This window comes from Arenibacterium sp. CAU 1754 (genome assembly GCF_054482635.1).
Genome location: NZ_JBTLRG010000002.1, coordinates 1,040,337 through 1,067,171, shown reverse-complemented (window position 1 = coordinate 1,067,171; position 26,835 = coordinate 1,040,337). Strand labels below are relative to the sequence as shown.

General features: G+C 62.8%; 24 protein-coding genes. 3 read left to right on the top strand and 21 right to left on the bottom strand.

What is annotated here, in order from left to right; genetic code table 11:
- Positions 1-207: 207 nt before the first annotated feature.
- The 11 genes from ftsA to ftsW all read right to left on the bottom strand — a co-directional run bounded on the left by ftsA (position 208) and on the right by ftsW (position 10,030).
- The gene (gene ftsA, locus ACXYMO_RS11965; protein ID WP_458878914.1) at positions 208-1,542 is read right to left on the bottom strand and encodes a cell division protein FtsA; all 1,335 of its coding nucleotides are present in this window, start codon (positions 1,540-1,542) and stop codon (positions 208-210) included.
- Positions 1,539-2,417 carry a cell division protein FtsQ/DivIB gene (locus ACXYMO_RS11960; RefSeq protein ID WP_458878913.1) on the bottom strand — a complete coding sequence of 293 codons (879 nt, stop codon included), beginning with the start codon at positions 2,415-2,417 and terminating at the stop codon, positions 1,539-1,541. The genes ftsA and ACXYMO_RS11960 overlap by 4 nt, the downstream gene beginning before the upstream one ends.
- Entirely contained in the window at positions 2,405-3,283 is an 879-nt protein-coding gene (locus ACXYMO_RS11955; protein ID WP_458879081.1) for a D-alanine--D-alanine ligase, read from the bottom strand. Before ACXYMO_RS11955 ends, ACXYMO_RS11960 begins: the two co-directional genes overlap by 13 nt.
- Before the next feature lie 153 nt (positions 3,284-3,436).
- Positions 3,437-4,375, bottom strand: a complete 939-nt coding sequence (gene murB / locus ACXYMO_RS11950) for a UDP-N-acetylmuramate dehydrogenase (RefSeq protein WP_458878912.1) — start codon at positions 4,373-4,375, stop codon at positions 3,437-3,439.
- Positions 4,368-4,631: a DUF2484 family protein gene (locus ACXYMO_RS11945; protein ID WP_458878911.1), complete on the bottom strand. Its 264-nt coding sequence runs from the start codon at positions 4,629-4,631 to the stop codon at positions 4,368-4,370. Before ACXYMO_RS11945 ends, murB begins: the two co-directional genes overlap by 8 nt.
- Positions 4,628-4,882, bottom strand: a complete 255-nt coding sequence (locus tag ACXYMO_RS11940; protein WP_458878910.1) for a DUF2484 family protein — start codon at positions 4,880-4,882, stop codon at positions 4,628-4,630. Before ACXYMO_RS11940 ends, ACXYMO_RS11945 begins: the two co-directional genes overlap by 4 nt.
- Positions 4,879-6,072: an APC family permease gene (locus tag ACXYMO_RS11935; RefSeq protein WP_458878909.1), complete on the bottom strand. Its 1,194-nt coding sequence runs from the start codon at positions 6,070-6,072 to the stop codon at positions 4,879-4,881. Before ACXYMO_RS11935 ends, ACXYMO_RS11940 begins: the two co-directional genes overlap by 4 nt.
- Positions 6,073-6,108: 36 nt before the next feature.
- Positions 6,109-6,327 carry a hypothetical protein gene (locus ACXYMO_RS11930; RefSeq protein WP_458878908.1) on the bottom strand — a complete coding sequence of 73 codons (219 nt, stop codon included), beginning with the start codon at positions 6,325-6,327 and terminating at the stop codon, positions 6,109-6,111.
- A gap of 15 nt (positions 6,328-6,342) precedes the next feature.
- Positions 6,343-7,740, bottom strand: coding sequence for a UDP-N-acetylmuramate--L-alanine ligase (gene murC / locus ACXYMO_RS11925; RefSeq protein ID WP_458879080.1), 1,398 nt, complete (start codon positions 7,738-7,740; stop codon positions 6,343-6,345).
- A 29-nt stretch (positions 7,741-7,769) separates the two neighbouring features.
- Positions 7,770-8,867 carry a UDP-N-acetylglucosamine--N-acetylmuramyl-(pentapeptide) pyrophosphoryl-undecaprenol N-acetylglucosamine transferase gene (locus tag ACXYMO_RS11920; protein ID WP_458878907.1) on the bottom strand — a complete coding sequence of 366 codons (1,098 nt, stop codon included), beginning with the start codon at positions 8,865-8,867 and terminating at the stop codon, positions 7,770-7,772.
- The gene (ftsW, locus tag ACXYMO_RS11915; protein ID WP_458878906.1) at positions 8,864-10,030 is read right to left on the bottom strand and encodes a putative lipid II flippase FtsW; all 1,167 of its coding nucleotides are present in this window, start codon (positions 10,028-10,030) and stop codon (positions 8,864-8,866) included. Before ftsW ends, ACXYMO_RS11920 begins: the two co-directional genes overlap by 4 nt.
- Positions 10,031-10,159: 129 nt before the next feature.
- Here ftsW and ACXYMO_RS11910 point away from each other — a divergent pair, with 129 nt between their 5' ends.
- Positions 10,160-11,338: a BaiN/RdsA family NAD(P)/FAD-dependent oxidoreductase gene (locus ACXYMO_RS11910; RefSeq protein WP_458878905.1), complete on the top strand. Its 1,179-nt coding sequence runs from the start codon at positions 10,160-10,162 to the stop codon at positions 11,336-11,338.
- Between the two features lie 88 nt (positions 11,339-11,426).
- Here the strand turns inward: ACXYMO_RS11910 and murD are convergent, their stop codons facing one another.
- The 9 genes from murD to ACXYMO_RS11865 all read right to left on the bottom strand — a co-directional run bounded on the left by murD (position 11,427) and on the right by ACXYMO_RS11865 (position 22,407).
- A complete protein-coding gene (gene murD / locus ACXYMO_RS11905; RefSeq protein WP_458878904.1) occupies positions 11,427-12,824 on the bottom strand; it encodes a UDP-N-acetylmuramoyl-L-alanine--D-glutamate ligase in 1,398 nt (465 codons plus the stop codon).
- A gap of 124 nt (positions 12,825-12,948) precedes the next feature.
- Positions 12,949-14,031 carry a phospho-N-acetylmuramoyl-pentapeptide-transferase gene (mraY, locus tag ACXYMO_RS11900; protein WP_458878903.1) on the bottom strand — a complete coding sequence of 361 codons (1,083 nt, stop codon included), beginning with the start codon at positions 14,029-14,031 and terminating at the stop codon, positions 12,949-12,951.
- Between the two features lie 42 nt (positions 14,032-14,073).
- Positions 14,074-15,501 (bottom strand): UDP-N-acetylmuramoyl-tripeptide--D-alanyl-D-alanine ligase, encoded by a 1,428-nt coding sequence (locus tag ACXYMO_RS11895; RefSeq protein ID WP_458878902.1) that lies wholly within the window; start codon positions 15,499-15,501, stop codon positions 14,074-14,076.
- Positions 15,498-16,991, bottom strand: coding sequence for a UDP-N-acetylmuramoyl-L-alanyl-D-glutamate--2,6-diaminopimelate ligase (locus tag ACXYMO_RS11890; protein ID WP_458878901.1), 1,494 nt, complete (start codon positions 16,989-16,991; stop codon positions 15,498-15,500). The genes ACXYMO_RS11895 and ACXYMO_RS11890 overlap by 4 nt, the downstream gene beginning before the upstream one ends.
- 19 nt (positions 16,992-17,010) lie before the next feature.
- Positions 17,011-18,795 carry a peptidoglycan D,D-transpeptidase FtsI family protein gene (locus ACXYMO_RS11885; protein ID WP_458878900.1) on the bottom strand — a complete coding sequence of 595 codons (1,785 nt, stop codon included), beginning with the start codon at positions 18,793-18,795 and terminating at the stop codon, positions 17,011-17,013.
- Positions 18,792-19,142: a cell division protein FtsL gene (gene ftsL / locus ACXYMO_RS11880; protein ID WP_458878899.1), complete on the bottom strand. Its 351-nt coding sequence runs from the start codon at positions 19,140-19,142 to the stop codon at positions 18,792-18,794. The genes ACXYMO_RS11885 and ftsL overlap by 4 nt, the downstream gene beginning before the upstream one ends.
- Positions 19,139-20,131 (bottom strand): 16S rRNA (cytosine(1402)-N(4))-methyltransferase RsmH, encoded by a 993-nt coding sequence (rsmH, locus tag ACXYMO_RS11875; RefSeq protein ID WP_458878898.1) that lies wholly within the window; start codon positions 20,129-20,131, stop codon positions 19,139-19,141. The genes ftsL and rsmH overlap by 4 nt, the downstream gene beginning before the upstream one ends.
- A gap of 4 nt (positions 20,132-20,135) precedes the next feature.
- Complete coding sequence (gene mraZ, locus ACXYMO_RS11870; protein WP_458878897.1) at positions 20,136-20,645, bottom strand: division/cell wall cluster transcriptional repressor MraZ; 510 nt, start codon at positions 20,643-20,645, stop codon at positions 20,136-20,138.
- A 691-nt stretch (positions 20,646-21,336) separates the two neighbouring features.
- A complete protein-coding gene (locus ACXYMO_RS11865; protein WP_458878896.1) occupies positions 21,337-22,407 on the bottom strand; it encodes an Mrp/NBP35 family ATP-binding protein in 1,071 nt (356 codons plus the stop codon).
- A gap of 130 nt (positions 22,408-22,537) precedes the next feature.
- Between ACXYMO_RS11865 and ACXYMO_RS11860 the strand changes: the two genes are divergently transcribed.
- Positions 22,538-22,873, top strand: coding sequence for a DUF1127 domain-containing protein (locus ACXYMO_RS11860; RefSeq protein ID WP_458878895.1), 336 nt, complete (start codon positions 22,538-22,540; stop codon positions 22,871-22,873).
- 241 nt (positions 22,874-23,114) lie between these two features.
- Here the strand turns inward: ACXYMO_RS11860 and ACXYMO_RS11855 are convergent, their stop codons facing one another.
- Positions 23,115-25,472: an ATP-dependent helicase gene (locus tag ACXYMO_RS11855; protein WP_458878894.1), complete on the bottom strand. Its 2,358-nt coding sequence runs from the start codon at positions 25,470-25,472 to the stop codon at positions 23,115-23,117.
- A 124-nt stretch (positions 25,473-25,596) separates the two neighbouring features.
- Between ACXYMO_RS11855 and ACXYMO_RS11850 the strand changes: the two genes are divergently transcribed.
- Entirely contained in the window at positions 25,597-26,745 is a 1,149-nt protein-coding gene (locus ACXYMO_RS11850; protein ID WP_458878893.1) for an alpha-hydroxy acid oxidase, read from the top strand.
- Positions 26,746-26,835: the final 90 nt, after the last annotated feature.

The following is a 26,835-nucleotide window of genomic DNA, read 5'->3' as shown; positions in this document are numbered from 1 at the left end:
GACAGGTTGCAGGGATTCGGCGCGCCGCAAAAAACGCAGCGCAATCAACAGTTGTACTGACGACTGCTCGATCAGCCGATGGTGTCTCTTTGGACCCTAAAACTAAATATATCACAGTTCCCTAAGATGGTCACCTTATTTTGTGCTCACCCCTAGTCGTCGCCGTCATTTCCTTTCGTCGTGTTTGCCGGCCAGTTGCCCGCGCCTTTACCAATTGTCGCGGAACCATTTGACCGCCCGCTTGAACGAGCGCGCCGGATAGCGATCAACCGGAATTTCGAAATCCCACCATTCGTCCTGGGGGTGCGCCGCGAACAGCGACAGCCCCACTGCGCCGGCAAACCCGGGACCCGTGGCCGATTGCGGAAGGCCATGCACCCGCAACGGGCGGCCCAGGCGGACCTGCTGGCCCAGAATGCGGCTTGCCAACCCGTCGAGTCCGGGGGTCTGGCTGCCGCCGCCGGTCAGCACGATCTGCTGGCTTGGCAGGTGGTCGAACCCGGCGGCGTCCAGACGCTGGCGGACCTCTTCCAGGATTTCCTCGACGCGCGGGCGCATGATGCCGATCAATTCGGCCCGCGACACCCGGCGGCGGTCATGTTCGTAGTCGCCCGTATCGCCGCCGGTCTCGATCATTTCCCGGTCATCCATGCCGGTGGCATGCACGCCACCGTAGAATGTCTTGATCCGCTCGGCCGTGGACGTGGGCACACCCAGGCCCATCGAAATATCGGATGTGACGTGGTCGCCGCCCATGCGCACGCAATCGGCATAGATCATGTGTTTCTTCATGAAGATCGACACGCTGGTTGATCCGCCGCCCAAGTCGACACAGGCCGCGCCAAGTTCCTGTTCGTCCTCGACCAGCGCGGAAATGCCCGACACATAGGCCGAGTTCGCAATTCCGGCGAGCTCCAGATCGCAGCGTTTGATGCAGTGCACGAGGTTCTGAATGGCGATCGAGTCGACGGTCAGCATGTGCATGTCCACCGCCAGCGTTTGCCCCAGTTGCCCGCGCGGATCGTTGAGACCCGACCGGTGGTCGAGCGCAAAGTTCACCGGCTGGGCGTGCAGCACCTCGCGCCCGGCCCCGTATTCGGGAACGTCACAGGCGGCCAGAACGCGGGCGACCTCATTCTCGGTCACCACCTGCCCTTCCAGATCCGTCGTCGCATCCAACCCGTAAGAGCGCGGGTTGGCGCCCGAAAAACACGCAATCACGTGATCGACACGGGTTTCGGCCATTTTCTGTGCCGCCTGAAGGGCGGTGCGAATGGCGCGCTCGGTTTCCTGCATGGCGGTGATTTCACCGAACTGCACACCGCGGGACCGTGTGGTCGCCGCCCCGATCACCCGGAACCCCGACTGCCCGGCCAGCGCCCCGATGGAATTGTCGTCGCTCAGGCGGGTGGTGCCGTCGAACCGCAGCACGAGGCAGGCGATTTTCGAACTGCCCACATCAAGGATTGCGATGACCCCGCGCTGCAAGGCCTGCTGGCGCATCTGACGCATGGCACGCTGAGACTGATAAAAGTCCGTCATTTGTTTTGCCCGTTTCCGTTAATTTCGCGAATACGCCACCAATCTTGTATGGCCTCCGATGTCATTCTCAGGGTCGGGCGCGTGCCCAGGCGCATATCGACCACCGCCACGTCCCGTTCCAGCATGTCCTGCGCCTGGCTGAGGGCGATGACCCGCTCAAGCGCGCGCACCGGGTTTTCCTCGGGCAGGTAAATGCGTTGTTCGCGATCCAGAACCACGTCCCAGCGACGCTCGCCCACGCGCACCAACCCGCGCAGACGTTCGCCCAGCGGGTGGGCCGCCGCGATCAGCGACAGGGCCTGCGGCACATGCGCATCCGCGCCCTCGCCCGCGATCAGGGGCAGGTCCGCGCGGTCGACCCGGCTGGCAATTGTATCGATATGGGCGCCGTTTTCGTCCAGCATTTCGATGCCGTCGCGGGTCCGCCACAGAACGACGGGCTGGCGTTCGACAACGTCGATCTGGAGAATGCCGCCGGGGCGGATACGGACGCTGGTCGTTTTCACCGGATCCAGCCCCGACACAAGGCCGCGGATTTCTTCGATATCGAGATCAAAGGAGCTGACCGGAAAATCGAGCGGAATGATTTCGCGGATGTCATGCGCCAGCGACTCGCCAGCGCCATCGACGGCCATCAGCCCAACCATGAACTCGGGGCGTTCCTGAATGCTTGCGCGGATGTCGGCAATGTAATCGGTGATTGCGCTTCGCCGGGCCTGATCGGACAGGTACAGGGTTGTCGCTGCGAACACGGCGCAGAACGGGATGCCGATGCGCAGCCCCATCCGGATGCCGGGAGTCAGCATCCAGCGCTGAATGCGATAGCTGAGCCGCGATGGCGCGGGATCGCTCGGGCTGCGCCTTACCGGTTGCATGATGCGTCCTCGATCAGCCAGCGGCACAGCGCGCCCATGTCCATGCCCGTCACCGCCGCCTGTTCCGGCGTCAGAGAGGTGGGCGTCATGCCCGGCTGGGTGTTGGTTTCCAACAGCACCAGCCCCTTGGCCCCGCGGGTTTCATCCCAGCGGAAATCGGTCCGGCTGACGCCGCGACAGCCCAGCGCGCGATGAGCGTGCAGCGCGTAATCCATGCACAGATCAAAAATCTCGCGCGGAAGGTCGGCGGGCACCACATGGCGCGATCCGCCGGGTTTATATTTGGCATTATAATCATACCAGCCATCGGTCAGGATGTCGGTCACCGTCAGCGCCCGGTCCCCCAGAACCGAAGCGGTCAGTTCGCGCCCCGGCGCAAAGGCCTCGACCATCACCCGGTCAGGCATTTCATCCCCCAGGACCGGCGGCGCATTCGCGGCCTCATGCACCAGGTAGACCCCGACGGATGATCCTTCGCTGTTGGGCTTGACCACATAGGGCGGCTCCATCACGTGGCCCGCCATCACCTCGGCCTTGGGCCGGATCATCGAGGGCACGACCGGCAGGCCGGCGGCCTCGTACGCGACCTTTGAGCGTTGCTTGTCCATCGCAAGGGCCGAGGCAAGAACGCCCGAATGGGTATAGGGAATGCCCATCCATTCAAGGATGCCCTGCACACAGCCATCTTCGCCCCAGCGACCATGCAGGGCATTGAAAACAACATCGGGGGAAAGCTCGGCCAGACGCGCACATAGATCGTGGCCGGCATCGACCTCGATCACTTCAAATCCTTCGTCCCGCAGCGCGGCAGCGCATTCACGTCCGGTGGACAGAGACACCTCGCGCTCAGCCGAGGGTCCGCCCATCAATACCGCCACTGTCCGGGGTGTCCTGCTCGACTGACCCAACGCAAGTGCCTCAATATGTCCGGGTCTTTTTGACCCGTGTTCTTAGGTTTTCCCCGGTTTGGTCCGCGTCCCGATTATTGCCTGCGTGGGTTCGCGGTCAGGGATAAGTATTCAAGACGGATCACCGATCCGCATGATTTCCCACTCTAGCGTGATCCCGCTTGAATCGTAAACCTTTTTTCGCACCTCTTCGCCCAATCCTTCGAGGTCTGCGGCACTGGCGTCCCCGGTGTTGATGAGGAAGTTGGAATGTTTCTCGCTCATCTGCGCCCCGCCCCGCCGCGCACCGCGCATTCCCGCGTCATCGATCACCTTCCACGCCTTGAGGTCATGCACGTCATCCGCCTGCCCGGTGCTGGAAAACCCGGCTGGGTTGCGAAAGGTCGATCCGGCACTGCGGTCCTTGGTTGGCTGGGTTTCATCCCGTTTTTTCAGCTGCGCCTCCATCCGGGCGTTCAGTTCGTCCGCATCGCCGCGCGGACCGCGCAGGGTGGCCGAGATCAGAACCGCGCCGTCGGGCAGATCCGACTGGCGATACCGCATGTTGAGATCCTCGGGCGTCAGCGTGATGATCTGCCCGCGTCGCGTGATCACCGTGGCCGAGACCAGAACATCCGCCGTGTAGCTGCCGTAACAACCCGCGTTCATGCGCACCGCCCCGCCGATGGACCCCGGAATGGTGCGCAGGAATGTCAGGTCGATCCCGGCATCCGCCGCCTTGCGCGCCACATGCGCATCCAGCGCCGCCGCCCCTGCGGTGACGGTATCGCCCTCGATCTCGATCTGGTTGAACCCGCGCCCCAGCCGGATCACGACCGCGCGCAGCCCCCCGTCCCGCACGATCAGGTTTGACCCGACGCCCATCGGGAAAACCGGAACAGACGGGTCCAGTTCGGCCAGAAACTGCGCCAGATCCTCGGCATCGGCGGGCTGGAACAGCCAATCCGCAGGCCCGCCCACGCGCAGCCAGGTCAGGTCCGACAGGGCCCGGTTCGGGGTCAGTTTGCCCCGGGTTTGGGGCAACGTGTGGCTTGTCGTCGTATCAGACATCGGCATCCTTGCTGAACAGTGTGCGGCGCACCCAGCGGCCAAGATAGATCACGGGCCAGCGCAGGATGGACATGCCCGCGATCAAAACGATCAACCCGACCCAGGGGCCGTTTTCATAGGTCACAAAACCGACAAGGGGAATACCGATCGCGATCAGGATATAGGCATTGCGCCAGTGATAGTCCTTGCTGGGTAGCATTGCCAGTATATTGGCGGTCAACGCCCACAGTGCCGCAAGCATGAGAGAAAGGGTCATTTCGGCAACTCCGTTTCAAGACCGCGCCATTTGCGCCAGAAATACCGCAGGGGATTGCGGAACATCGACATGAAGGCCGCCAGCGCGGCAAGCCCTGCGATGATGCCGTGCTGATAGCCCATGAACCCGATCAGAACGGGGGCTGCCACCAGCAGCGCAAAGCCGGGCACATATTGGAACCGCATCGGCAGCAGCGCCACGATGGTCGACGCAAAGACCCAGATCGCGGCAAGGGTGACGGACAGGCTCATGCGAAGACCCCGATGATGGAGGCCAGGAACGTCGCCATACAGGCAAGAGCGCCCAGCCAGGGCACATAGCCGGGCACGTCAAAGGGCGTTTCAGGCTGTTTGCGTTTCAATCCGATCAGCGACAGGTTCACCACCGTGAACACGATCAAAAGCGCCTGGGTCGTCACCTCGGCCAGCGTGACGACGGGCATTGTCAACGCCGACCCGATAACCGCGGCGGCCACGATCAGCGTGCCCAGAACCGGCGTTCCGAACCGGGCGCTGGTATGGCGGAAGGCCAACAGCGAAGGCGACCGCTTGGCCAGCCCGTAAAGAACGCGCGATGCCATGACGATCTGCGCCAGAACCCCGTTCAGGGCCGCCGCCACGGCGATGGCCGACAGGAAAACGGCGCTTGTGCTGCTCCCCGCCTCCCAGACCAGGGCAAGGGGGCGTTCGGACGTGGCCAGAATGTCGCGTGGGACAGCCCGCACCGCCGCCAGCGTCACCAGCGCGTAAAGTACCGCCGTGATGGCGAGCGCCCACAGGATTGCACGCGGCAAGCTGCGCTGCGGGTTCTTGGTTTCCTCGGCCATGTTGACGATATCGTCAAAGCCGATGAACGCAAAGAAGCCGAATATCGTCGCGGCGGCCAGACCCGACCATTCGATTGACGGCAACGGCACAGACCAGTCGGCGACAACCGGGGCATTGAACCCGGCCCAGATCACAAGGCACAGGCCTACAACCTCGACCACCGTCAGGATGGCGGCAAAGGCAAGGCTTTCCAGAACGCCGACGATCGCGACAAGGGTCAGTGCCACGCCCAGGCCCACCACCGCCCAGTTGAACGGCACATCGACAATCGAGGTCAGATAGCCCACCCCGCCGCGCAGCACGGCGGCGGCCGCCACGGTGCCCGCGATCACGTTGATCGCGCCGACAACAACCGCCAGCCAGTGCAGGTTCAAACCCATTTCGACATAAGAACTGTCGCCAGCCGCCTCGGGGATACGCGCGGAAAGTTCGGCAAAGGACAATGCCGAGGGCACGGCGACCAGACCGGCCAGGATAAAGGCCAGAGGGGCCCACATGCCGGCGGCCCCCGCGGCGGCGCCGGTCAGAACATAGATGCCCGCGCCAACCATCACGCCGACGCCATAGGCCGTCAAAAGACCGGGGCCGATTTCGCGCTTCAGTTCGTCTGCCACTGCGCCCTCCGTGTCAGCGCGTTCCCTACAGGGCGCTCAGGCCGCATCGCGGCGCAGGTCCATGCCCCAATTGCTGTCACCTTCAAATCCTAATTTCTCATAAAATCGACAGGCATTCAGCCCCTTGCCCGACAATAGAGCGATGCTGACACAGGCGCGTTCCCGCGGTGACACGATTGTGCGGCGCATGACGCCGGTGACGCGCACGTCCCTCGGGTCGGAGGGGCAAACCGGGCGCACGATGATATCATCCACGTGCGCCATCCCCCCTCAGCCCCGCAACCGGTCGGGCAGGTTATTGGCCCAGGTGCTGATTGTCCCGGCGCCCAGGCAGACCACCATATCGCCCGGTCCCGCCTGTTCGCGCACCAGACGCTCGAGATCCTCCTCGGAGACGATGGCGCGGGCATGACGGTGCCCGTGGCGGATCAGACCGGCGACCAGATCATCGCGGCTCGCGCCTTCGATCGGGTCCTCGCCCGCGGCGAAAACCTCGGCGATGGCGACGACATCGGCCTCGTTGAAACAAGCACAGAAATCATCGAACAGCGAATGCAGGCGCGTGTAGCGGTGCGGCTGATGCACGGCGATCACACGGCCCTCGGTCGCCTGGCGCGCGGCCTTGAGAACGGCGGCGATTTCAACCGGGTGGTGGCCGTAATCGTCGATGATGGTCACGCCATTCACCTCGCCCACGCGGGTAAAACGGCGGTTGACCCCTGCAAACCCGGCCAGAGCGGTTCGGATTTCATCCCCGCTCATGCCAAGGTGCCGGGCCACGGCCACAGCCGACAGCGCGTTCGATACATTGTGGTCGCCGGGCATCGGGAGGGTACAGTTTTCGATCACCTCGTCCTCGGCCTGCAGCATGATGTCAAAATGGGCCACGCCATTTTCATACCGCAGGTTGGTGGCCCGCACGTCGGCCTGGGCATTGAACCCATAGGTCACAACGCGGCGGTCGGTGATCCGGCCCACAAGGCGCTGCACCTCTTCGTGATCGGTGCAGCACACGGCCAGCCCGTAAAACGGTATGTTCGAGACGAATTCATAAAACCCGTCGCGCAGCGTGTCGAAATCTCCCCAGTGCTCCATATGCTCGGGGTCGATATTGGTGACAATCGCGATGGTCGCGGGCAACCGGTTGAAAGTGCCGTCGCTTTCGTCGGCCTCGACCACCATCCATTCGCCCTGCCCCATGCGGGCGTTCGACCCATAGGCATGGATGATCCCGCCGTTCACCACGGTGGGGTCAAAGTTGCCCGCATCCAGCAAGGTCGCCACCATGGTGGTGGTTGTCGTCTTGCCGTGCGTACCGGCCACTGCGATGTTCGATTTCAGGCGCATCAGCTCGGCCAGCATCTCGGCGCGGCGCACCACCGGCAGACCCTTGCTACGCGCCTCGTCCAGTTCGGGATTGCCCGGCTTGATCGCCGAGGAAATCACGACGACCTGCGCATGTTCCAGGTTTTCGGCCTTTTGCCCTTCAAAGATCGTCGCGCCCAGGCTGGCCAGACGATCGGTGATCTTGGAGGATTTCAGATCCGAGCCCTGCACCACATACCCGTGGTTCAAGAGAACCTCGGCAATGCCGGACATGCCGATGCCGCCGATCCCGACAAAGTGGATCGGACCGACGTCGCCGGGAAGTTTTGTTGCCGGGCTCATCACCTGCGCTCCTTCGAAAGCTGTGTCCTTCATGTTCCTGCCCTTTGTGCCAAATGCTCGACAAGCGCAACCAGTTGTTCGGTCGCATCCGGTTTGCCGGTGGCCAATGCCGCATGGGCCATTTGCACCGCAGCCTTCGGATGTGTCAGCACTGTGGTGACCTGTTCAGCAAGGCTTGCCGCATTCAAAAGCTTCTCGGGGATCAGGATCGCGCCCCCTGCTTCGACCAGGCCGCGGGCGTTGGCCGTCTGGTGATCACCCGCCGCAGCCGCATAAGGGATCAGGATCGCGGGGCGGCCGATCACGCTCAGATCCGCGACGGTCGAGGCGCCGGATCGCGTGATGACAAGCTGCGCCTCGCTCAGGCGGTTGGGAATATCGTGGAAAAACGGCTGAACATCAGCTTCGATCCCGTGTTCGGTATAAAAGGCACTAACGCGATCATGATCCTCGGCCCGGGCCTGATGGCTGATGCGCACGCGCTTGCGCAAGGCCGGGTCCAGCATGCTGATGGCGCTTGGCACCACATCCGACAGGATGCGCGCCCCTTGCGAGCCGCCCATCACGAGAACCGACATCGGATAATCGCCGGGCGGAATGTAAGGCGCCCCTGCACGGCAAAGAACCGCATTGCGCACAGGATTGCCGACGTGAATGCCTTCCACCCCTTCGGGTAGGTCGGTCGGCCACACGCCACAGGCCACATGCGCCACACGCGACGCGAATATCTGATTGACGCGACCCAGAACGCCGTTCTGTTCGTGGATCATGCGCGGTAGCCGCAATACCGTCGCCGCGCCCAGCGCCGGGATCGACGGGTACCCGCCAAAACCGACCACCACATCGGGACGGTCGCGCAGCATCTGGGCCGTGGTTTTCAAAACGCCCGCAACGATCCGGGGGGCGACCATCGCCTTGGCCAGCAGCCCGCCGCGTGCAAATGTTGCGCTTGGAACCTCGACAATCTCGGTTGAATGGGGGAACCCCCCGGTATAACGCGCGCCGCGTTCATCCGTCGACAGCCGCACCCGCCAGCCACGCTGCAACATCGCCTCGGCCAAGGCTTGCGCCGGAAACATGTGCCCGCCGGTGCCCCCCGCGGCAATGATGAGGAACGGCTGGCTCATCGCGACCGTCCGCGCAGCAGATCTCCGATCTCGCCCTGGGGTCGCGTGCGGGTAAAGGCCAGCAACATGCCAACGGCGATGCCCCCGGCGATCAGCGATGACCCGCCATAACTGATAAACGGAAGCGTCATGCCCTTTGCCGGCAGAAGACGCACGGCGACGCCCATGTTGATCATCGCCTGCACCCCAAAGACACAGGCCAGACCGGTGCCGGCCAAACGGATGAACGGATCGCGTTCGCGCATCAGCCGCAAGAGCGAGCGCACTACGATCAGCGCATAAAGCGAAATGATGATCAGAACCAGGATCAGACCGTATTCCTCGGCCGCGACGGCTACGATGAAGTCCGTATGCGCATCGGGCAGCGACCACTTCACCTGCCCCTCGCCCACGCCGACACCGAACAACCCACCCTCGCGAATGGCGTTGGTAGCATATCCCAGCTGTGTTGTCGGATCGACATCGGGGGACAGGAACCCGTCAATGCGGCGGGCAAAATGTTCAGACGTGGAATAAGCCAGCGTACCGCCCAGAACCACCAGACCCGCCATGCCAACAAGCAACAGCATCGGCGCCCCGGCCACGAAATACATGACACCCCAGCCGAACAGGACCAGACAGGCCTGACCGAAATCAGGCTGCATCACCAGCATCAGAACGATGGCCACACACAGGGCAAAGGACCACATCTTGCCCGGGGGACCATTGATTTCCTGGCTGGCCGCCAGCATCCACGCGGCAACAACCATGAACCCCGGTTTCAGAAATTCGGACGGCTGCACGCTGGCAAAGCCCATGGAATACCACCGCACCGCGCCTTTTCCGAAATCGGTGCCGAAAAACGGCAGCAGCGCCAGCGCGACAAAGGCCCCGAGGAAGCCCAGAACCGCCAAGCGCCGCACGACCGTTGGCGACATCATCGACGTCAGCAGCATGGCGACAAGGGCGGCCCCGCCAAACACGGCCTGCCTTTGCACGTAATGGAACGGTTCAAACCCGTTTCGCGACGCCAGCGGCGGCGAGGCTGCAAGCCCCAGCAGCAAGCCGATCGCAAACAGGATCAAAACACAGGACATCGACCACTTGTCGAGAGTCCGCCACCATTTTGGAAGAATAGGTTCGCCGCCCCGCACCGGGACCGCGCCATACACCATCTCAGTCATGGTTTACCGCCGTTACTGCCTCACACACGCCCCTTTTCGGGGTCTCATGCGGGGACTCTACAGTGAAAAATGCGATCAGGCCAGCCTCTTCCTCTTGCCTTTGGCAGCAAACCGCGCCACGCCCGCCCCATGAAGTTCAACACTATCATCATCGGCGCCGGGGCCGCCGGCATGATGTGCGCCGCCCATGCGGGGCCCGGCGTTCTGGTGATCGATCACGCCCGCGCCCCGGGTGAAAAAATTCGCATCTCGGGGGGCGGGCGCTGCAATTTCACCAACATGTATGCAGGCCCCGAAAATTTCCTCTCCGAAAATCCCCATTTCGCCAAATCCGCGCTGGCGCGCTATACGCAATGGGATTTCATCGACCTGGTCACCCGCCACGGCATCGCCTGGCATGAAAAGACCCTCGGGCAACTATTCTGCGACGACAAGGCCACCCAGATCATCGCCATGCTACGCACCGAGATGGAGCGCGCCGGCGCTCAGATGTGGCTGCAAACCTCGGTTGTCCGCCTGAGCAAATCCGACACCGGCTTCGCGCTCGACCTGGAACGCGACGGCACCCGCCACGCTCTCACCTGCCAGAACCTCGTGCTGGCCACGGGCGGCAAATCCATCCCCAAGATGGGCGCTACCGGCTTTGCCTATGATGTCGCCCGTCAATTCGGCCTGTGCGTCACCGAAACCCGCCCCGCCCTCGTGCCTTTCACCTTTTCGCAGGATCGGTTCAAACCCCTGGCCGGGGTGTCGGTGCCTGCCCGCCTCAGCAACGCCCGCGCCTCCTTTGACGAGGCGCTGTTGTTCACCCATCGCGGCCTGTCCGGCCCCGCCGTGCTGCAACTTTCCTCCTACTGGCGCGACGGCGAGGAGATCGTCGTCGATCTCGACCCCGAAAACATCCTGTTCGACCAGTTGCGCGCGCAACGTCAGACGCAAGGGCGCCATGCGCTGAAAACCGAACTCGCCCGTCACCTGCCGACGCGGCTGGTCGACTTTCTCGCCCCCGACCTCGCCCTGTCCGGCAATCTTGCGGATCAGTCGGACACCGCCCTGCAGGCCCTGTGCGACCGCTTGCACCAGTGGCGCCTGACACCGTCGGGCACCGAAGGCTATCGCACGGCCGAGGTCACGCTGGGCGGTATCGACACCGCCGCTCTCTCTTCACGAACGCTGGAATGCTCAACTGTGCCGGGCCTTCATGTCATCGGCGAAGCGGTCGATGTGACCGGCTGGCTGGGCGGCTACAATTTTCAGTGGGCCTGGTCCTCGGGGCACGCGGCGGGCACCGCCATTGCAGCCCGCTGAGCTACCTTCATCTTGCCGGAAAACTCTGGGGTTTGGGGCAAAGCCCCAAGAATTATCAAAAGGCGCGCGCCGCAGGCGCACATTTTGCTCAGGACAGACGCGCGCACACCTCAGCCGCGAAATCATCGCCGCGCTGCTCGAAATTGTCATACTGATCAAAACTCGCCGCGGCCGGCGCCAGAAGGACGGTATCGCCCGGCCGGGCCTCCTCCATGGCGCGTGCAACTGCCGTGGCCATGTCGGTGCAGACCTCACTGTCGCACTCAAGTTGCATGGCAAAATTCGCCGCTTCGCGCCCTATGACATAGGCCTTGACCACCTGGCCCATTGCGTCCTTCAACGCGTCCAGCCCGCCTTCTTTCTCAAGCCCGCCACAGATCCAGCGGATCGAGCCGAATGCGCTCAGCGCCTTGACCGCGCTGTCCACATTTGTCGCCTTGCTGTCGTTGACAAAGGTCACGTCATCCTGCTTGGCGATGATCTGGCTGCGATGGGGCAGCCCCGGATAGCTGTGCAATGCGGTTTCGATCACCCGCGGCGCCAGGCCCAGGGCACGCGCCACCGCATAGGCGGCACAGGCGTTCTGATGATTATGCGCACCGGGCAGCCCGGCAATGGCGCGCAAATCGATCGAACCCGCCTGTTTGCCCTTGCGATATTCCGACAGAAACCCCTTACGCGCAAAGACCTGCCAGCCCGGGCCGATCAGCTTGCGATCGACCGACACACGGATCACCCGGTCGTCCGCTGGTCCTTCGGACATCTGCCCGGCCAGGAACTTCCCCTCCGGTTCATCCACGCCGATGACCGCGCGGTCTGGTCCGCCCTCGGAAAACAGGCGCCGCTTGGCCGCGAAATACCCGCCCAAGCCGCCGTGACGATCCAGGTGATCGGGTGACAGGTTGGTGAACACGGCGACGTCCGGGGTCAGCGCGCGGGCCAGATCGGTCTGATAGCTCGACAGTTCCAGCACCACGACCTCGCCATCGATGGGCGGGTCGAGATCCAGCACCCCGCGCCCGATGTTTCCGGCCAACTGGGTCGGGCGCCCGACGGAGGACAGAATATGATGCAGCAGCGCCGAAGTGGTCGATTTCCCGTTCGATCCCGTCACCGCCACCACACGCGGCGCGACATCGAAATTGTCCCACTCGGGTGTGGCGAACGAGCGAAAGAACAGGCCGATGTCATTGTCCACCGGCACGCCCGCCTCAAGCGCGGCGGAGATCACCGGGTTGGGGCTCGGGTAAAGATGCGGGATACCTGGCGACACGATCAGCGACGCGATATCATCGAATGCCCCTGATTTCATCAGGTCGGCGCAGGCAAATCCCTTGCTTTCGGCGCGCGCGCGCGCGGCCGGATTGTCGTCCCAGCACACGGCTTGAGCCCCGCCTGCCTGCAAGGCGCGCGCCGTGGCAAGGCCGGACCGGCCCAGGCCCAGAACCGCAACGCGGGCACCATCAAACCCACGGACCGGGATCATGGGATCGACCGCCGGGGGCGCTGCCCCCGGACCCCCGGAGTTTTATTGCCAAGATGAAAGAGGGACTGTGTCATGGTGTTCAAATGTTGCTCAGATCGGGGCGACGCCCGCAAGAGGCAATGCCTCAGCGCACCTTGAGCGTTGCCAGACCGATCATCGCAAGGATCAGCGAGATGATCCAGAAACGGATGACGATGGTCGGCTCGGCCCAGCCCTTTTTTTCATAATGGTGATGGATCGGAGCCATCAGGAAGACGCGTTTTCCGGTGCGTTTGAAATAAAGAACCTGGATGATCACGCTAAGCGCCTCAACCACGAACAGACCGCCGACAATGGCCAGGACCAGTTCGTGTTTTGTGACGACAGCGATGGCCCCAAGGGCACCGCCCAGTGCAAGGCTGCCCGTGTCGCCCATGAACACCGCGGCGGGCGGGGCATTGTACCACAGGAACCCGAGGCCGCCACCGAACAGGGCGGCGGTGAAGATCAGGATTTCACCGGTGCCGGGCACGTAATGCACATCCAGATATTCGGTGAAGTCGACCCGCCCCACCGCATAGGCGATGACACCCAGCGTCGAGGCCGCGATCATCACCGGCATGATGGCCAGCCCGTCCAGACCGTCGGTCAGGTTCACAGCGTTGGCCGCGCCGACGATCACGCAGACCGAGAACGGGATATAGAACACGCCCATGTTGATCAGCGTGTCCTTGAAAACCGGCAGCGCCAGTTGATGTTTCAACATGTCCGGGTGAAATTGCGCCGCCCAATAGGCCGCCACCGCGGCGATCAGGATGCCAAGAGCAAGGCGCAGTTTACCGGGAACACCGGCCGAATTCTGTTTTGAGACCTTGGCGTAATCATCGGCGAACCCGATGACCGCAAAACTGATCGTGACGAACATCACCAGCCATACGAACGGATTGTCCCAGCGCGCCCAAAGCAAGGTTGCCGTTGTCAGCGCCCCCACGATCAGCAACCCGCCCATGGTCGGCGTTCCGGCCTTCACGAAATGTCCCTCGGGGCCGTCATCGCGGATCGGCTGACCCTTGCCTTGGGTCTTGCGCAATACCGCGATCAGCGGACGACCGAAGATGAAGCCGAACACCAGGGCCGTCAGGAATGCTCCGCCCGCGCGGAAGGTAATATAGCGAAAGAGGTTGAAAAAATCGCCCCCGTCCGACAGCGCGGTCAACCAATAGAGCATGTTACAGGTTCCTACTCATCATCTTGTGTCACTCGGGCCCGGTCAGGACTCGGGTCGGCCATGGCCCATTTTGCGGATCGCGTCAACGATGACGGCGAGTTTCATGCTGAGCGACCCCTTTGCCAGCACCACATCGCCACTGTCCAGCTTGCGCGGGACAGCCGATTGCATGTCGGCACTTGTTTCGGTCCACAGCCCCCGTTTGTCTTCGGGCAAGGACTGGTGCAGCGATTTCATCAGCGGGCCGATGCAGTGGACGACATCGATCTCCTGCATGGCCGGCAAATCCGCCAGAGCGCGGTGCAGGCTTGCGGCATCCGGCCCCAGTTCCTTCATGTCTCCCAAAAAGGCGATGCGCCGCCCCCGGCACACGCGGCCCGTGTCATCGCGTACGGGGGCTGAGGCCAGAACCTCAAGAGAGGCGGCCATCGAGGTGGGGTTGGCGTTATAGGCATCGTCGATCAGGTCCAGCGACAGGTCGGCATCGACCGGATCAAGGCAGATCACCTCGCGTGTGCCCCGGCCCTGATAGGGGGTCCAGCGGCCCAGACTGTGCGCGGCCAGTGCCAAATCGGCGCCCAGCGCCTCACAGGCGGCCAGTGCGCCCAGACCGTTCATGGCAAAGTGGCGCCCTGGTGTGGCCAGCTTGAACAGCAGGGGCTGACCATGCGCCGTGGCCTGAACAACCGTGGAGTCCCCACTAACGGTGACCTTTTTCAGAACAAAATCAAACCCATGCTCACCAAAACCAATGTCGCGCACCTTGCAGTCGACTGCCTTGGCGGCCAGGATCGCCGCCTGATCGATATCGTTGTTCAGAATGGCCACCCCGCCCGGTTCGAGACCTTCGAGAATGGCGGCTTTTTCGACGGCAATCGCCTCGACATTCTCGAACGCCTCAAGATGGGCGGCGGCAACGGTGGTGATCATCGCCACATGCGGGCGGGCCATACGCGCCAGCGGGGCGATTTCACCGGGATGGTTCATGCCGATCTCGATCACCGCATATTCCGTATCGCGCGGCATGCGCGCCAGTGTCAGCGGCACGCCCCAGTGATTGTTATAGCTGGCAACACTGGCATGGGTGCGCCCCTGATCGCCCAGCATTTGCGCCAGCATTTCCTTGGTCGAGGTTTTGCCGACGCTGCCAGTCACGGCCACGACGCGCGCGGCGGTGCGCGCGCGCCCCGCGCGGCCCAGCGCCTCAAGCCCCGTTTGCACATCCTCCACGATCAACAGCGGCGCGTCCTCGGCCAGGCCTTCGGGGATATGGCTGACCAGTGCGGCAGCGGCCCCTTTTTCCAGCGCTTGGGCCACAAACTCATGCCCGTCGCGCGCGGCCTGCAGGGCGACGAATAGGTCGCCGGGCTGCAGGCTGCGGGTGTCGATGGACACGCCGGTGGCGGTCCAATCGCGCCGTGCGGTGCCGCCTGTTGCCTCGGCGGCCTCGGCCGCGGTCCAGAGTGTCATGCCAGCCCCCCGTCCAGCGCCGCAACCGCGACGCTGGCCTGTTCCACATCATCAAAGGGCAGGATGTCGTCACCGACGATCTGCCCGGTTTCATGCCCCTTGCCCGCGATCAGCAAGGCATCACCCGGTCCCAGCGCATCGACACCGCGCAGGATCGCCTCGGCCCGGTCGCCGACTTCGGTCGCCTCAGGCGCGCCCTGCATCACCGCCGCACGGATGGCTGCGGGGTCTTCGCTGCGCGGGTTGTCATCCGTCACCAGCACGACATCGGCATTTTCCGCCGCCGCCTGCCCCATCAACGGACGTTTGGTCGCGTCCCGGTCCCCACCCGCGCCGATTACAGCAATAAGACGCCCCATCACATGCGGGCGCAGCGCGGCCAGCGCAGTGGCCACCGCGTCGGGCGTATGGGCGTAATCGACAAACACCGCCGCGCCGTTTTCGCGGGTCGCGGCCAACTGCATCCGGCCCCGCACGGTGGTGAGATGCGGCAGGGTTTCGAACACATCCTCGGGTCTATCGCCCGCGGCGATGGCCAGCCCGCAGGCCAGCAGAACGTTTTCCGCCTGAAACCCGCCGATCAGGTTCAGCCGGGTCTGGAACGGCTTGCCCTCCCACGAAAATCGTAGGTCCTGCCCGGTCGCATCAAAGCGTTGCGCCAACAGCATCAGATCGCCGTTGCCATGCCCGACCGTGATGACGCGCTGGCCGCGCGCGGCGGCCACGGCGCGCATTTCGGCGCCGCGCGGATCGTCGAGGTTGATGACGGCCGTGCCTTCGTCCGGCAGGACGCGGCGGAACAAACCGGCCTTGGCGGCGAAATAGGCCTCGAACGTGTCGTGGTAATCCAGGTGATCCTGGGTGAAATTGCTGAACCCCGCCGCCACGAGATGCACCCCATCCAGACGGCGTTGCTCCAACCCGTGGCTGGAGGCCTCCATCGCCGCATGGGTGATGCCCTGCGCCGAGGCCTGCGCAAGCGTGCGGTGCAGCGTGATGGGTTCTGGCGTGGTGTGGGCCAGCGGTGCGCTCCAAGCGCCTTCGACCCCGGTGGTACCCAGATTGACCGCCGCATGCCCCAGTTCGATCCAGATCTGGCGAACGAAGGTGGCAATCGAGGTTTTGCCGTTGGTGCCGGTCACGGCGACCATGGTTTTTGGCTGAGCGGCGAACCACAGCGCAGCGGTAAAGGCCAGCGCCTGACGCGGGTCGTCTGTCACGATCAGGGCGGCGTCCGAAGCGGCCAATTCGGTCTCGGCAATCTTGGCGCCTTGCGCATCGGTCAGAACGGCCGCCGCCCCCATGCGCAGTGCGTATTGAATGAATTCGCCCCCGTGCACGCGACTGCCCGGCAGGGCCGCGAACAGGAAACCGTCTCGCACCTCGCGGCTGTCGACGGCAAGGCCGGTGATCATCGGATCGCGGCCCCCACGGGCCGTCAGGGCCAGTTGGCTGAGTGGTTTTGCAGGAATATCCGCCGACGTGCCCATATGCCCCCTGCCCGACCGGTTAATTTGAAGTGAGCGTTATACCAGTGAGCGGTTGGGGTTCAATATCTGGTCTGAGCCCAAGCAGCGGCGCAACCCGGCCGATCATCTCGGCGGCGACCGGCACGGCCGTCCAACCGGCGGTGCGGCGCGGTTCCTTGCCCGAGTTTTCGGAGGGTTCGTCCAGCGTGACGATCAGCACATATTTCGGATCATGGGCCGGGAACATGCTGGCGAACGTGGCAATCACCTTGTCCTCGTAATACCCGCCGCGGGGCTTTGGTTTGTCGGCCGTGCCGGTCTTGCCCCCGACCGCATAGCCGGGAACCTCACCAAAGCTGGCGGTGCCCTCGGTCACCACCCGGCGCAGCATGGCGCGTGCGGCCGAGGCCGCCTCGGACGACAGAACCCGCGGCCCATGCTGTGGACCGTCCTGTTTCAGGATCGTGGGGCTGACGTAATGGCCGCCATTGGCAATCGCGGCATAGCCCGCCGCCAGATGCATCGGGCTCGCGCTGAGCCCGTGCCCATAGGAGATCGTCATGGCGCTGAGTTCGGACCAGTTTTTCGGCAACAACGGCTGACCGCCTGCGGCCTCGACAATTTCAAACGGGGTCGCATCCAGCATGCCAAGGCTGCCGAGAAACTCCTTTTGACGCTTTACGCCGATCTGCTGGGCAATCCGCGCGGTCCCGATATTTGACGATTTCACGATGATCTTGGAAACCGACAACTCCTTGCCGTAGTTTCGAAAATCCCTGATCGCGAACTTGCCCCACCGCAGGGGTCCGCGAATGTCGATCAGGGTTTCAGGGCTGACCAGCCCAAGGTCAAGCGCCTGCGCGGCGGCGAAGATCTTGAACGTCGAGCCGAGCTCATAGACCCCCTGCACCGCACGGTTGAACAGCGGGCTGACCGACGGATCATGCCCCGATGTCGGCGGACGCGGACGATCGTTGGGGTCGAAATCGGGCAGGCTGACGACCGAGACGACCTCGCCCGTATGCACATCCATCAGGATCGAGGTTGCGCCCTTGGCATTCATCAGCTTCATACCGCCGTAGAGCACCCGCTCGGCCGCGGCCTGAACCGTCAGGTCCAATGACAATTGAAGCGGCTGGCCGCCGTTGGCTGGGTCGCGCAGATAGCCGTCGAACTGTTTTTCCACGCCCGCAACACCGATCACCTCGGCGGCATTTACGCCCTCTTTACCAAACGACGCCCCGCCCAGAACATGGGCGGCAAGGCTGCCGTTGGGATAAAGGCGCATCTCGCGCGGGCCGAACAACAGGCCCGGATCGCCCAGATCATGCACGGCCTGTTTCTGTTCGGGGCTGATCTTTTTCTTGATCCAGACGAATTTGCGTTTGCCGGTGAAATCCCTGATCAGGCGCTCTTCTTCCAGATCGGGAAAGATTTTGGCCAACCCCTTGGCCGCCGCGATCGGGTCAACCATGAACGGCGGCTGCGCATAAAGCGAATGGGTTTCAAAGTTGGTCGCCAGAATGCGCCCGTGACGGTCCACGATATCGGCGCGCTGTGCGGCAATGGCGGTTCCCGTGGCGCTGGCCAGGGGTTCGGCAGGTTCGGATGTGGCCAGCATGCCCATGCGGGCCCCGACCACCGAAAACGCCCCGAAAAAGAACAGCCCCAGCACCAAAAGCCGCCCCTCGGCGCGGGCGCGGGAGCGGTCCTGCATTTCCTCGTGCCGGCGGCGGATGTTTTCGCGTTCAATCGCGTCGGGGTTTTCGCCCTTGTCCCGGGCCGGCAGGATGCGCGCCAGCGGGCGCAGCGGCGTGCGGATCATTGGCCCACCTCTTGCGACATGGTTGATACGTCCACCGGGTTGGTGATCGGTAAGACAGGTTCGGGCGGATAGCTGACCTCGTCCACGCGCCCGAACTGATCCGGGCGCAGCGGCAACAGGCCAAGCCGGTCGAAATTGATTTCCGCCAGCTCCAACAGCCGACCGGGCCGGTTGAGATAGGCCCATTCGGCCCGCAACACCCCCAAACGCACCTGCGCCGCCCCGATTTCGCGCTGCAGTTTCTGGGTTTCCTTCAGAACATGCTGCGTCGCATAGTTTTCACGATAAGCCCAGAAGGCCAGGCCGATCACCGCCAATGCGGTCAGAACGTAGATCAGGCTTTTCATGAATACGCCTCTCTCAGTTGCGGCATTCCGATGTCTTTTGCGTCGATTGTTCCGGCGGGGGCATCCGTCCGGCGCGCAACGCGCAGCTTGGCCGAACGCGAGCGTGGATTTTCCGCCAGTTCCTGTTCATCCGGGCCGATCGCCTTGCGGGATTTGAGCTCGAACCGGGGGGCGTCCTGTTCGGTTTCCGGCGCATAGCGATTGGCCCGCCCGCCGCGGCCAGACCGCGCCGTCAGGAACCGTTTGACCATCCGGTCCTCGACCGAGTGAAAGGTGACGACGGCCAGTTGCCCGCCTGGCTTCAACGCTCGTTCGGCGGCCATAAGACCCTGAAACAATTCGCCATATTCGTTGTTCACCGCGATACGAAGCGCCTGAAAACTGCGGGTGGCCGGGTGTGACTGACCCGGTTTGGCGCGCGGCAGACAGGATTCGACAATGCCGGCCAGTCGCAAGGTCGTGGTGATTGGCGCCTCTTCGCGGGCGCGCAGGATGGCACGGGCGATGCGGCGACTGGCGCGCTCCTCACCGTAGTGAAACAGTATGTCGGCCAGCTGGGCTTCCGAGGCGGTATTGACCAGGTCGGCCGCCGACGGGCCCGATTGTGACATCCGCATGTCCAACGGGCCCTCCTTCATGAAGGAAAACCCACGTTCGGCCTGATCCAGCTGCATCGAGGACACGCCGAGATCAAGAACGACGCCATCCAGATCGGTGGCGTATTCATCCAGTTTCGAAAACACGCCCTCCTGCATCACCAGACGGTCGCCATACTCCCCCGCCCAGGATTTGGCCATCTCGAAAGCCAGCGGGTCACGATCCACGGCAATTACACGGTCAGCCCCCGCATCAAGAAGGGCGCGCGTATATCCGCCCGCCCCGAATGTTCCGTCCAGCCAGACGCCCGACACGGGCGAGACCGCCGCAATGAGCGGGCGCAACAGGACCGGGATATGGGGATCGGCATCATCGGGGTGCGCCGCCGCCATGACGTCAGCCCTCGCCCTGCGGCGCGCCGTCAAGATAGACCAGCGGGTCGAAATCGTCGGGCAGATCGTCCAGCCAGGCCTCGGTCTTGGCCAGTTCTTCGGATTCATAGGTCTCGGGCTTCCAAATCTGGAAGGTATCGCCCGCCGCGATAAAGAATGCCTCGCCCTCAAGACCGATTTTCGCGCGCAATTTGGCCGGAAGGACAAGCCGCCCGGTCTCATCCACGTTGGTGGGAAAGCTTTGCCCGTGAAACAGGCGCTGCAACATTTTGCGCTCCATTGACCCGCGCGGCAGCGCGTCGATCTTGGCGTCGACCTCGTCGATCGCGTCCATGGTATAGCATTCAAGGTAATTGCGGCGGTGATCGCCATAGACGATGACCAAATCGGGGTTTTCGCCGGATTTCCAGTTGGGATCGCCCGCCTCAAGCACACGACGAAACGAGGCCGGGATAGACACCCTGCCCTTCGTATCGACCTTATGCTGGCTTTCGCCTCTGAACCTGCGGCTCACTGTCCCGTCCTCTGTCCGCGCCCCCGCGTAAAATTTCGCTCCCCAGAATGAGAAAACGGCAGGTTGATCTGCTGCCAGTGATCAACCCGCCGCCCTCGTCCCGCTTTGCGGGGTGTCCAGCTGCGCGCGCCACCTGGGGGGATGTCTGCTCGCTCGCGCGCCGGATCTCTTGGTCTGATGAAGTCGAAGCCTGTATGAAACCTGCTTGATTTTATTCGGGGTCGTTTGGTGCCCCTGTTGTTTCGTCCTCATCGGATGAATAAGGGATGCCATGGGATTTCATGGAAATCAACAGGTTTATACGGGCAAACCACACATAATATAGTTATCCACAGGGGTGAGAATCAAGATTTTGATCGAGTTTTCGGCAATTTTTGGCTCAAATAGATATCCTGCAGTCACAAAACACCACATATAGTGTCAGCAATTGCGCCCCAAATTTTTCCCACGATTTCCCAGAAAATTGACACCTCAGGGCACACATGGAATTTTGTTCACCCTATGTTCTTGTATTCTCACTACAAATTCGACAAATCAGGCGGATCAAGCCAATTGATTCGGCTCTATCGACGGGGATTCGGGCTATTTCCCATATCCCTCCCATGCTTTCCCGTGACCAATATCCTGACCACGCAATCGCCGCGCGATTTTGGCCACGCTATATATAGAGTGTAACGAAAGCGCGCCGCGATCAGGCCATGCCACCCCTGATCAGACGATCCGCGATCTGGGCATAGGCCTCGGCCACGGCGCCCTCACCCGCGGCAACGGGTGTTCCCGCATCTCCTGCCAACCGGGTCTCAAGATCGATGGGCAACATCCCGAGCAGGGGCACCCCCAGGGTGTCCGCCTCCTGCGCGACACCGCCATGCCCGAAGATATGGGATTCCCCGCCGCAATGGGGGCAGACGAACATCGACATATTCTCGATCATGCCCAGCACCGGCGTTTTCAGCGTCCCGAACATGTCCAGCGCCTTGCGGGCATCCAGCAGCGCCACATCCTGCGGGGTGCTGACGACAATCGCGCCGGTCAGCTGCGTCTTGGTGCACAGGGTCAGCTGAACATCCCCGGTTCCGGGCGGCAGATCGACGATCAGCACATCCAGGTCGCCCCACTCGACCTGCCCCATCATCTGCTGCAACGCGCCCATCAGCATGGGACCGCGCCAGATCACGGCCTTGGCTTCCTCGACCATGAACCCGATGGACATCAGCGTGACGCCATGCGCCCTGAGCGGAATGATGGTTTTTCCATCCGGCGACGCGGGCCGCCCCGATGCCCCCATCATCCGCGGCTGGCTGGGACCGTATATATCCGCATCCAAAAGACCCACCTTGCGCCCGGCCCGCGCCAGCGCCACGGCCAGGTTCGATGAGACGGTCGACTTACCCACCCCGCCCTTGCCCGAGGCAATTGCAATGATGCGGTCCACGCCGCTTGGCTTGGTCGGGCCGTCCTGCGGTTTGGGATGCCCCCCGATCTTGAGACTGGGCGCCGGCTTCTGCGCCGCCGGGCCATGGGCTGTCAGGGCGACCGTCACCTTTTCGACACCGTTCAGCGCCGCGACCGCCTGTTCGACAGCTGCGCGCAGCGGCTCCATCAGCCGGGCGATTTCCGGCGACGGCGCTTCGATCACAAAGCGCACTGCACCATTCTCGATCGTCAGCGCACGAATCAAATCGCGGCTGATGAGGGTTCCGCCATCGGGCAACTCGAATCGCGCAAGCGTCTGTTCGATTTTTTCTTGGGTCAGGGTCATCCCGTTCTCCTACGCTGTTTGGGCGTTGCGCCGCAATCATGTGCAAAGTGACGTAACGTTCTGCTACCGAAATGGAAGGTGACGTCGCGTTCTGCCTGAATTTTATGCAGTGAATCTATGCGTTTGCTGCATGGCAGCATTGTTTTCGAAGGCTATTGTGCAATCGCAGCATTTGACTATCTTCAATAGCAGAAAGACGACGTCGGAAACGCAGTCACAGTTAAGCAAGGTAACGATCATGGCATTTGCCACCACTCATATCACAGCTGGAAAAGGCATCGGGTTTGATGCTTTTGCTTGGCTCGAAGCGATCAAGACCTGGTTCACACGGCGCAACCTTATCCGACGGACCTTTAACGAGCTGTCGGAACTCAGCGATCGGGAACTCGACGATCTCGGCCTGAGCCGCGCGAACCTGAAACACGTGGCCGTCGTGGCTGCGGACAAGGCCCTCACTCAGGGCTGAATGAATTTCGAGATCAGGCTTTCCTCTCCTCCTCCCTGGAAAGTCTGTATTCAGCGGCGACATCATCCTCCTCCCGATGTCGCCGCCTTTTACACCCCGGTCGAACGGCCGGACGCGATACACCCGGGCCGCTCCTCCCTGTGCCTGGGTGTTGAATGAGAACGGCGGCGCCCTCCTCCTCCCTGGCGTCGCCGTTTTTCTTTTCATCACATGAAAAACGAGCCGCGCAGGATCGGGCGGATCAGAACGGTATGTCGTCGCTTGAGGAAACAAAGCGCGAAACGATCTTTTTGATCCCCGCCTTTTCAAAATCGATCTCAAGCTTGTCGCCCTCGACCCCGATGATCGCGCCATAGCCGAATTTCTGATGGAACACCCGTTCGCCCATGGTGAAACTGCTGACCGCGTTCATATCGATCACGGTGTTGCGGCTTTCGCTGGGCTGGGACATGCCGCGCTGGCCAGAGCGTTCCTGCAGCCGTTTCCAGCCGGGGGAGTTATAGACATTTGCGCTGGCGGCGCGGGTCTCCAGACCCGACGATCCGGGTGGCGGCGACATGCCCGCCGCGCCAAACCCGCCCCCGTACAGGCCCGGAGGGGTCAGAACCTCGACATGCTCTTCGGGGAGTTCGTCGATAAAGCGCGACGGCAGCGAGGATTGCCATTGCCCGAACACGCGCCGGTTGGCCGCAAAGGAAATCGTGCAGAGTTCCTCGGCCCGGGTAATGCCCACATAGGCAAGGCGGCGTTCCTCTTCCAATCCCTTGATGCCTGATTCATCCATGCTCCGCTGGGAGGGGAACAGACCATCCTCCCACCCCGGCAGGAAAACGGCCGGGAATTCCAGCCCCTTGGCCGCATGCAGGGTCATAATGCTGACCTTCTGTTCGGAATCGCCCTGTTCGTTGTCCATGATCAGGCTGACGTGTTCGAGAAACCCTTGCAGGTTTTCAAAGCCTTCCATCGCCTTGACCAGTTCCTTGAGGTTCTCCAGCCGGCCCGGGGCCTCGGGGGTTTTGTCGTTCTGCCACATGGCCGTGTAGCCGGATTCATCCAGGATGATCTCGGCCAGCTCCATGTGGGTCAGGTCCTTGTCGCCCGCCATGCGGCCCCAGCGCGCGATCCCTTCGACCAGCTTGGCCAATTCGGCCCCGCCCTTGCCCTTGATCAACCCGCCCTGCACCGCCAGGCGCGCGCCTTCGACCAATGACACCCCATTGCTGCGCGCGGTGACCTGAATGGTCTGCTGCGCCTTGTCGCCCAGCCCGCGTTTGGGCGTGTTCACGATCCGCTCGAACGCAAGATCATCATCGGGGCTGGTGACAACGCGGAAATAGGCCATCGCATCGCGAATTTCCATGCGTTCATAAAACCGCGGCCCGCCGATCACGCGGTACGGCAGACCGATGGTCAGGAACCGGTCCTCGAACGCGCGCATCTGGTGACTGGCACGGACCAGAATGGCCATCTCATCCAGATCGAATTGCCGCATACCGCGCGTACCACGCTGCATGGATTCGATCTCTTCCCCGATCCAGCGAGCCTCTTCCTCGCCATCCCAATGACCGATCAGGCGGACTTTTTCACCCTCGCTGGATTCGGTCCACAGCTCTTTGCCCAGACGGCCCTGATTGCCCCGGATCACCCCGCTGGCCGCGGCCAGAATGTGATGGGTCGAGCGGTAATTCTGCTCCAGCCGGACCACATGCGCGCCCGGGAAATCCTTTTCGAACCGCAGGATATTGCCCACCTCGGCCCCGCGCCAGCCATAGATCGACTGATCGTCATCCCCCACGCAGCAGATGTTCTTGTGCGCCCCGGCCAGCAGCCGCAGCCACAGGTACTGGGCCACGTTGGTATCCTGGTATTCGTCGACCAGAATGAACCGGAACCAGCGCTGATATTGCTCCAGAACGTCCGCATGGGTCTGGAAAATCGTGACCATATGCAACAGCAGATCGCCGAAATCGACCGCATTCAGTTCCTTAAGCCGGGTCTGGTACTGGGCGTAAAGCTCCACACCCTTGTGGTTATAGGCCCCCGCATCCGCCGTTGGCACGTTCTCGGGCGTCAGCGCCCGGTTCTTCCATCCATCGATGATGTTGGCCAGTTGCCGCGCCGGCCAGCGTTTGTCGTCGATCCTCGCGGCCACGACCAGTTGCTTCAGCAAACGCAGCTGGTCATCCGTGTCCAAAATGGTGAAGTTCGACTTAAGCCCGGCTAATTCAGCATGCCTGCGCAACAGTTTCACACAGATCGCATGGAACGTGCCCAGCCACGGCATGCCCTCGATCGACTGGCCCAGCATGGCGCCGACGCGGTTCTTCATCTCGCGCGCGGCCTTGTTGGTAAAGGTCACCGCCAGAATCTCGTTCGGGCGGGCCGCACCGGTGTTCAGCAGATGCACAATCCGCGCAGTCAGAGCCTTGGTTTTCCCGGTCCCTGCCCCGGCCAGCATCAGAACCGGACCGTTCACGCATTCCACCGCCTCCCTCTGGGCCGGGTTCAGGCCCTCAAGGTACGGCGTGGGCCGCGCGGCCATGGCGCGGGCGGAAAGGGAGGCGCTTTCAAAAGCGTCCATATCGTCAAAACTGCTCATGCGCCCAAACCTAAACCGGATCGCGGGCGAATTAAAGATACGTTCGCATTATGTTCCGCAATCTTGCACATCCCTGCTCCCCCGGTTCCGGACGGGCTGGACAAACCTTTGTCAAAGCACGCAAATGCAGGGCATGGACCTGCACAGCACCTATCCCGGCCTGGCCGATCTGAGGGCCCACGCACAGCGGCGCATCCCGAAATTCGTCTGGGAGTACCTCGACAGCGCGACGGGCAATGAAACCACCAAGGCGCGCAATCGCGCGGCGCTGGACCGGGTCGGGTTCCTGCCGTCGATCCTGCATGGAGAACAAAAGGCCGATGTCAGCACCCGGTTTCTGGGCCAGGAGTTTCCCCTGCCGATCGGGATTGCCCCGGTCGGCATGTCGGGCCTGATCTGGCCGCAGGCCGAAACGCTGCTGGCGCAGGCCGCCGCAGAGGCGGGCATCCCCTATTGCCTCAGCACCGTCGCCGCCGCCAGCCCCGAGGACCTGGCCCCCCATCTGGGCCAGAACGCGTGGTTCCAGATGTATCCGCCCAAGGATGTCGACATCCGCAAGGATATGCTGACCCGCGCCCGCGACGCCGGGTTTTCGACGCTCGTTCTGACGGTGGATGTGCCGGTGCCCTCGCGCCGAGAACGCCAGACACGCTCGGGTCTGACCTCTCCCCCGCGGCTGACCCCGCGCCTTTTGGCGCAGGTGGCGCGCTGCCCGGCCTGGGCCATTGGCACGGCGCGACATGGCATGCCGCGCATGCGCGGGCTCGACAAATATGCCAGCACCTCTGGCAGCCTGTCCTCAACCGCCCACGTGGGTTATCTTTTGCGCACCTCGCCCAATTGGGACTATGCCAAATGGCTGCGCGATCACTGGACAGGGCATTTGATCGTCAAGGGCGTGATGCGCGCCAGCGATGCCGCGGCGCTGGAGGGTGTCGGCGCCGATGCCCTGTGGGTGTCCAACCACGCCGGGCGGCAGTTCGACGGCGCCCCCGGCGCGATCGAGGTTCTGCCCGACATTCGCAGCGCCACCAAACTGCCGCTGATTTTCGACAGCGGCATCGAAGGCGGGCTCGATATCCTGCGCGCCTTCGCGCTGGGGGCGGATTTCGTCATGCTGGGCCGCGCGTTCCATTTTGCCCTTGGCGCGCTGGGGGCCGGTGGCCCCGCGCATCTGATCGACATGCTGAAACGGGATATGCAGTCGAACATGGGGCAACTGGGCGCACGCGACTTTGCCACATTGCCCCCCACGGTAAAGCTGACAGGATGATCGAGCCGCGCGGCCTGTAACACTCCTGCAAGATTTGCACTTGCGCCGCGCTGCGGCATATCGTTTGCTCCGGCCAAATCCGACGCGCCG

What these genes read in the sequence shown, in the direction of transcription:
- ftsA (WP_458878914.1), bottom strand. Translation starts at nt 1,542, where the DNA reads ATGACGGACTTTTATCAGTCTCAGCGTGCCATGCGTCAGATGCGCCAG.
- ACXYMO_RS11960 (WP_458878913.1), bottom strand. Translation starts at nt 2,417, where the DNA reads ATGCAACCGGTAAGGCGCAGCCCGAGCGATCCCGCGCCATCGCGGCTC.
- ACXYMO_RS11955 (WP_458879081.1), bottom strand. Translation starts at nt 3,283, where the DNA reads ATGGGCGGACCCTCGGCTGAGCGCGAGGTGTCTCTGTCCACCGGACGT.
- murB (WP_458878912.1), bottom strand. Translation starts at nt 4,375, where the DNA reads ATGTCTGATACGACGACAAGCCACACGTTGCCCCAAACCCGGGGCAAA.
- ACXYMO_RS11945 (WP_458878911.1), bottom strand. Translation starts at nt 4,631, where the DNA reads ATGACCCTTTCTCTCATGCTTGCGGCACTGTGGGCGTTGACCGCCAAT.
- ACXYMO_RS11940 (WP_458878910.1), bottom strand. Translation starts at nt 4,882, where the DNA reads ATGAGCCTGTCCGTCACCCTTGCCGCGATCTGGGTCTTTGCGTCGACC.
- murC (WP_458879080.1), bottom strand. Translation starts at nt 7,740, where the DNA reads ATGAGCCCGGCAACAAAACTTCCCGGCGACGTCGGTCCGATCCACTTT.
- ACXYMO_RS11920 (WP_458878907.1), bottom strand. Translation starts at nt 8,867, where the DNA reads ATGAGCCAGCCGTTCCTCATCATTGCCGCGGGGGGCACCGGCGGGCAC.
- ftsW (WP_458878906.1), bottom strand. Translation starts at nt 10,030, where the DNA reads ATGACTGAGATGGTGTATGGCGCGGTCCCGGTGCGGGGCGGCGAACCT.
- ACXYMO_RS11910 (WP_458878905.1), top strand. Translation starts at nt 10,160, where the DNA reads ATGAAGTTCAACACTATCATCATCGGCGCCGGGGCCGCCGGCATGATG.
- murD (WP_458878904.1), bottom strand. Translation starts at nt 12,824, where the DNA reads ATGATCCCGGTCCGTGGGTTTGATGGTGCCCGCGTTGCGGTTCTGGGC.
- mraY (WP_458878903.1), bottom strand. Translation starts at nt 14,031, where the DNA reads ATGCTCTATTGGTTGACCGCGCTGTCGGACGGGGGCGATTTTTTCAAC.
- ACXYMO_RS11895 (WP_458878902.1), bottom strand. Translation starts at nt 15,501, where the DNA reads ATGACACTCTGGACCGCGGCCGAGGCCGCCGAGGCAACAGGCGGCACC.
- ACXYMO_RS11890 (WP_458878901.1), bottom strand. Translation starts at nt 16,991, where the DNA reads ATGGGCACGTCGGCGGATATTCCTGCAAAACCACTCAGCCAACTGGCC.
- ACXYMO_RS11885 (WP_458878900.1), bottom strand. Translation starts at nt 18,795, where the DNA reads ATGATCCGCACGCCGCTGCGCCCGCTGGCGCGCATCCTGCCGGCCCGG.
- ftsL (WP_458878899.1), bottom strand. Translation starts at nt 19,142, where the DNA reads ATGAAAAGCCTGATCTACGTTCTGACCGCATTGGCGGTGATCGGCCTG.
- rsmH (WP_458878898.1), bottom strand. Translation starts at nt 20,131, where the DNA reads ATGGCGGCGGCGCACCCCGATGATGCCGATCCCCATATCCCGGTCCTG.
- ACXYMO_RS11865 (WP_458878896.1), bottom strand. Translation starts at nt 22,407, where the DNA reads ATGACCCTGACCCAAGAAAAAATCGAACAGACGCTTGCGCGATTCGAG.
- ACXYMO_RS11860 (WP_458878895.1), top strand. Translation starts at nt 22,538, where the DNA reads ATGGCAGCATTGTTTTCGAAGGCTATTGTGCAATCGCAGCATTTGACT.
- ACXYMO_RS11855 (WP_458878894.1), bottom strand. Translation starts at nt 25,472, where the DNA reads ATGAGCAGTTTTGACGATATGGACGCTTTTGAAAGCGCCTCCCTTTCC.
- ACXYMO_RS11850 (WP_458878893.1), top strand. Translation starts at nt 25,597, where the DNA reads ATGCAGGGCATGGACCTGCACAGCACCTATCCCGGCCTGGCCGATCTG.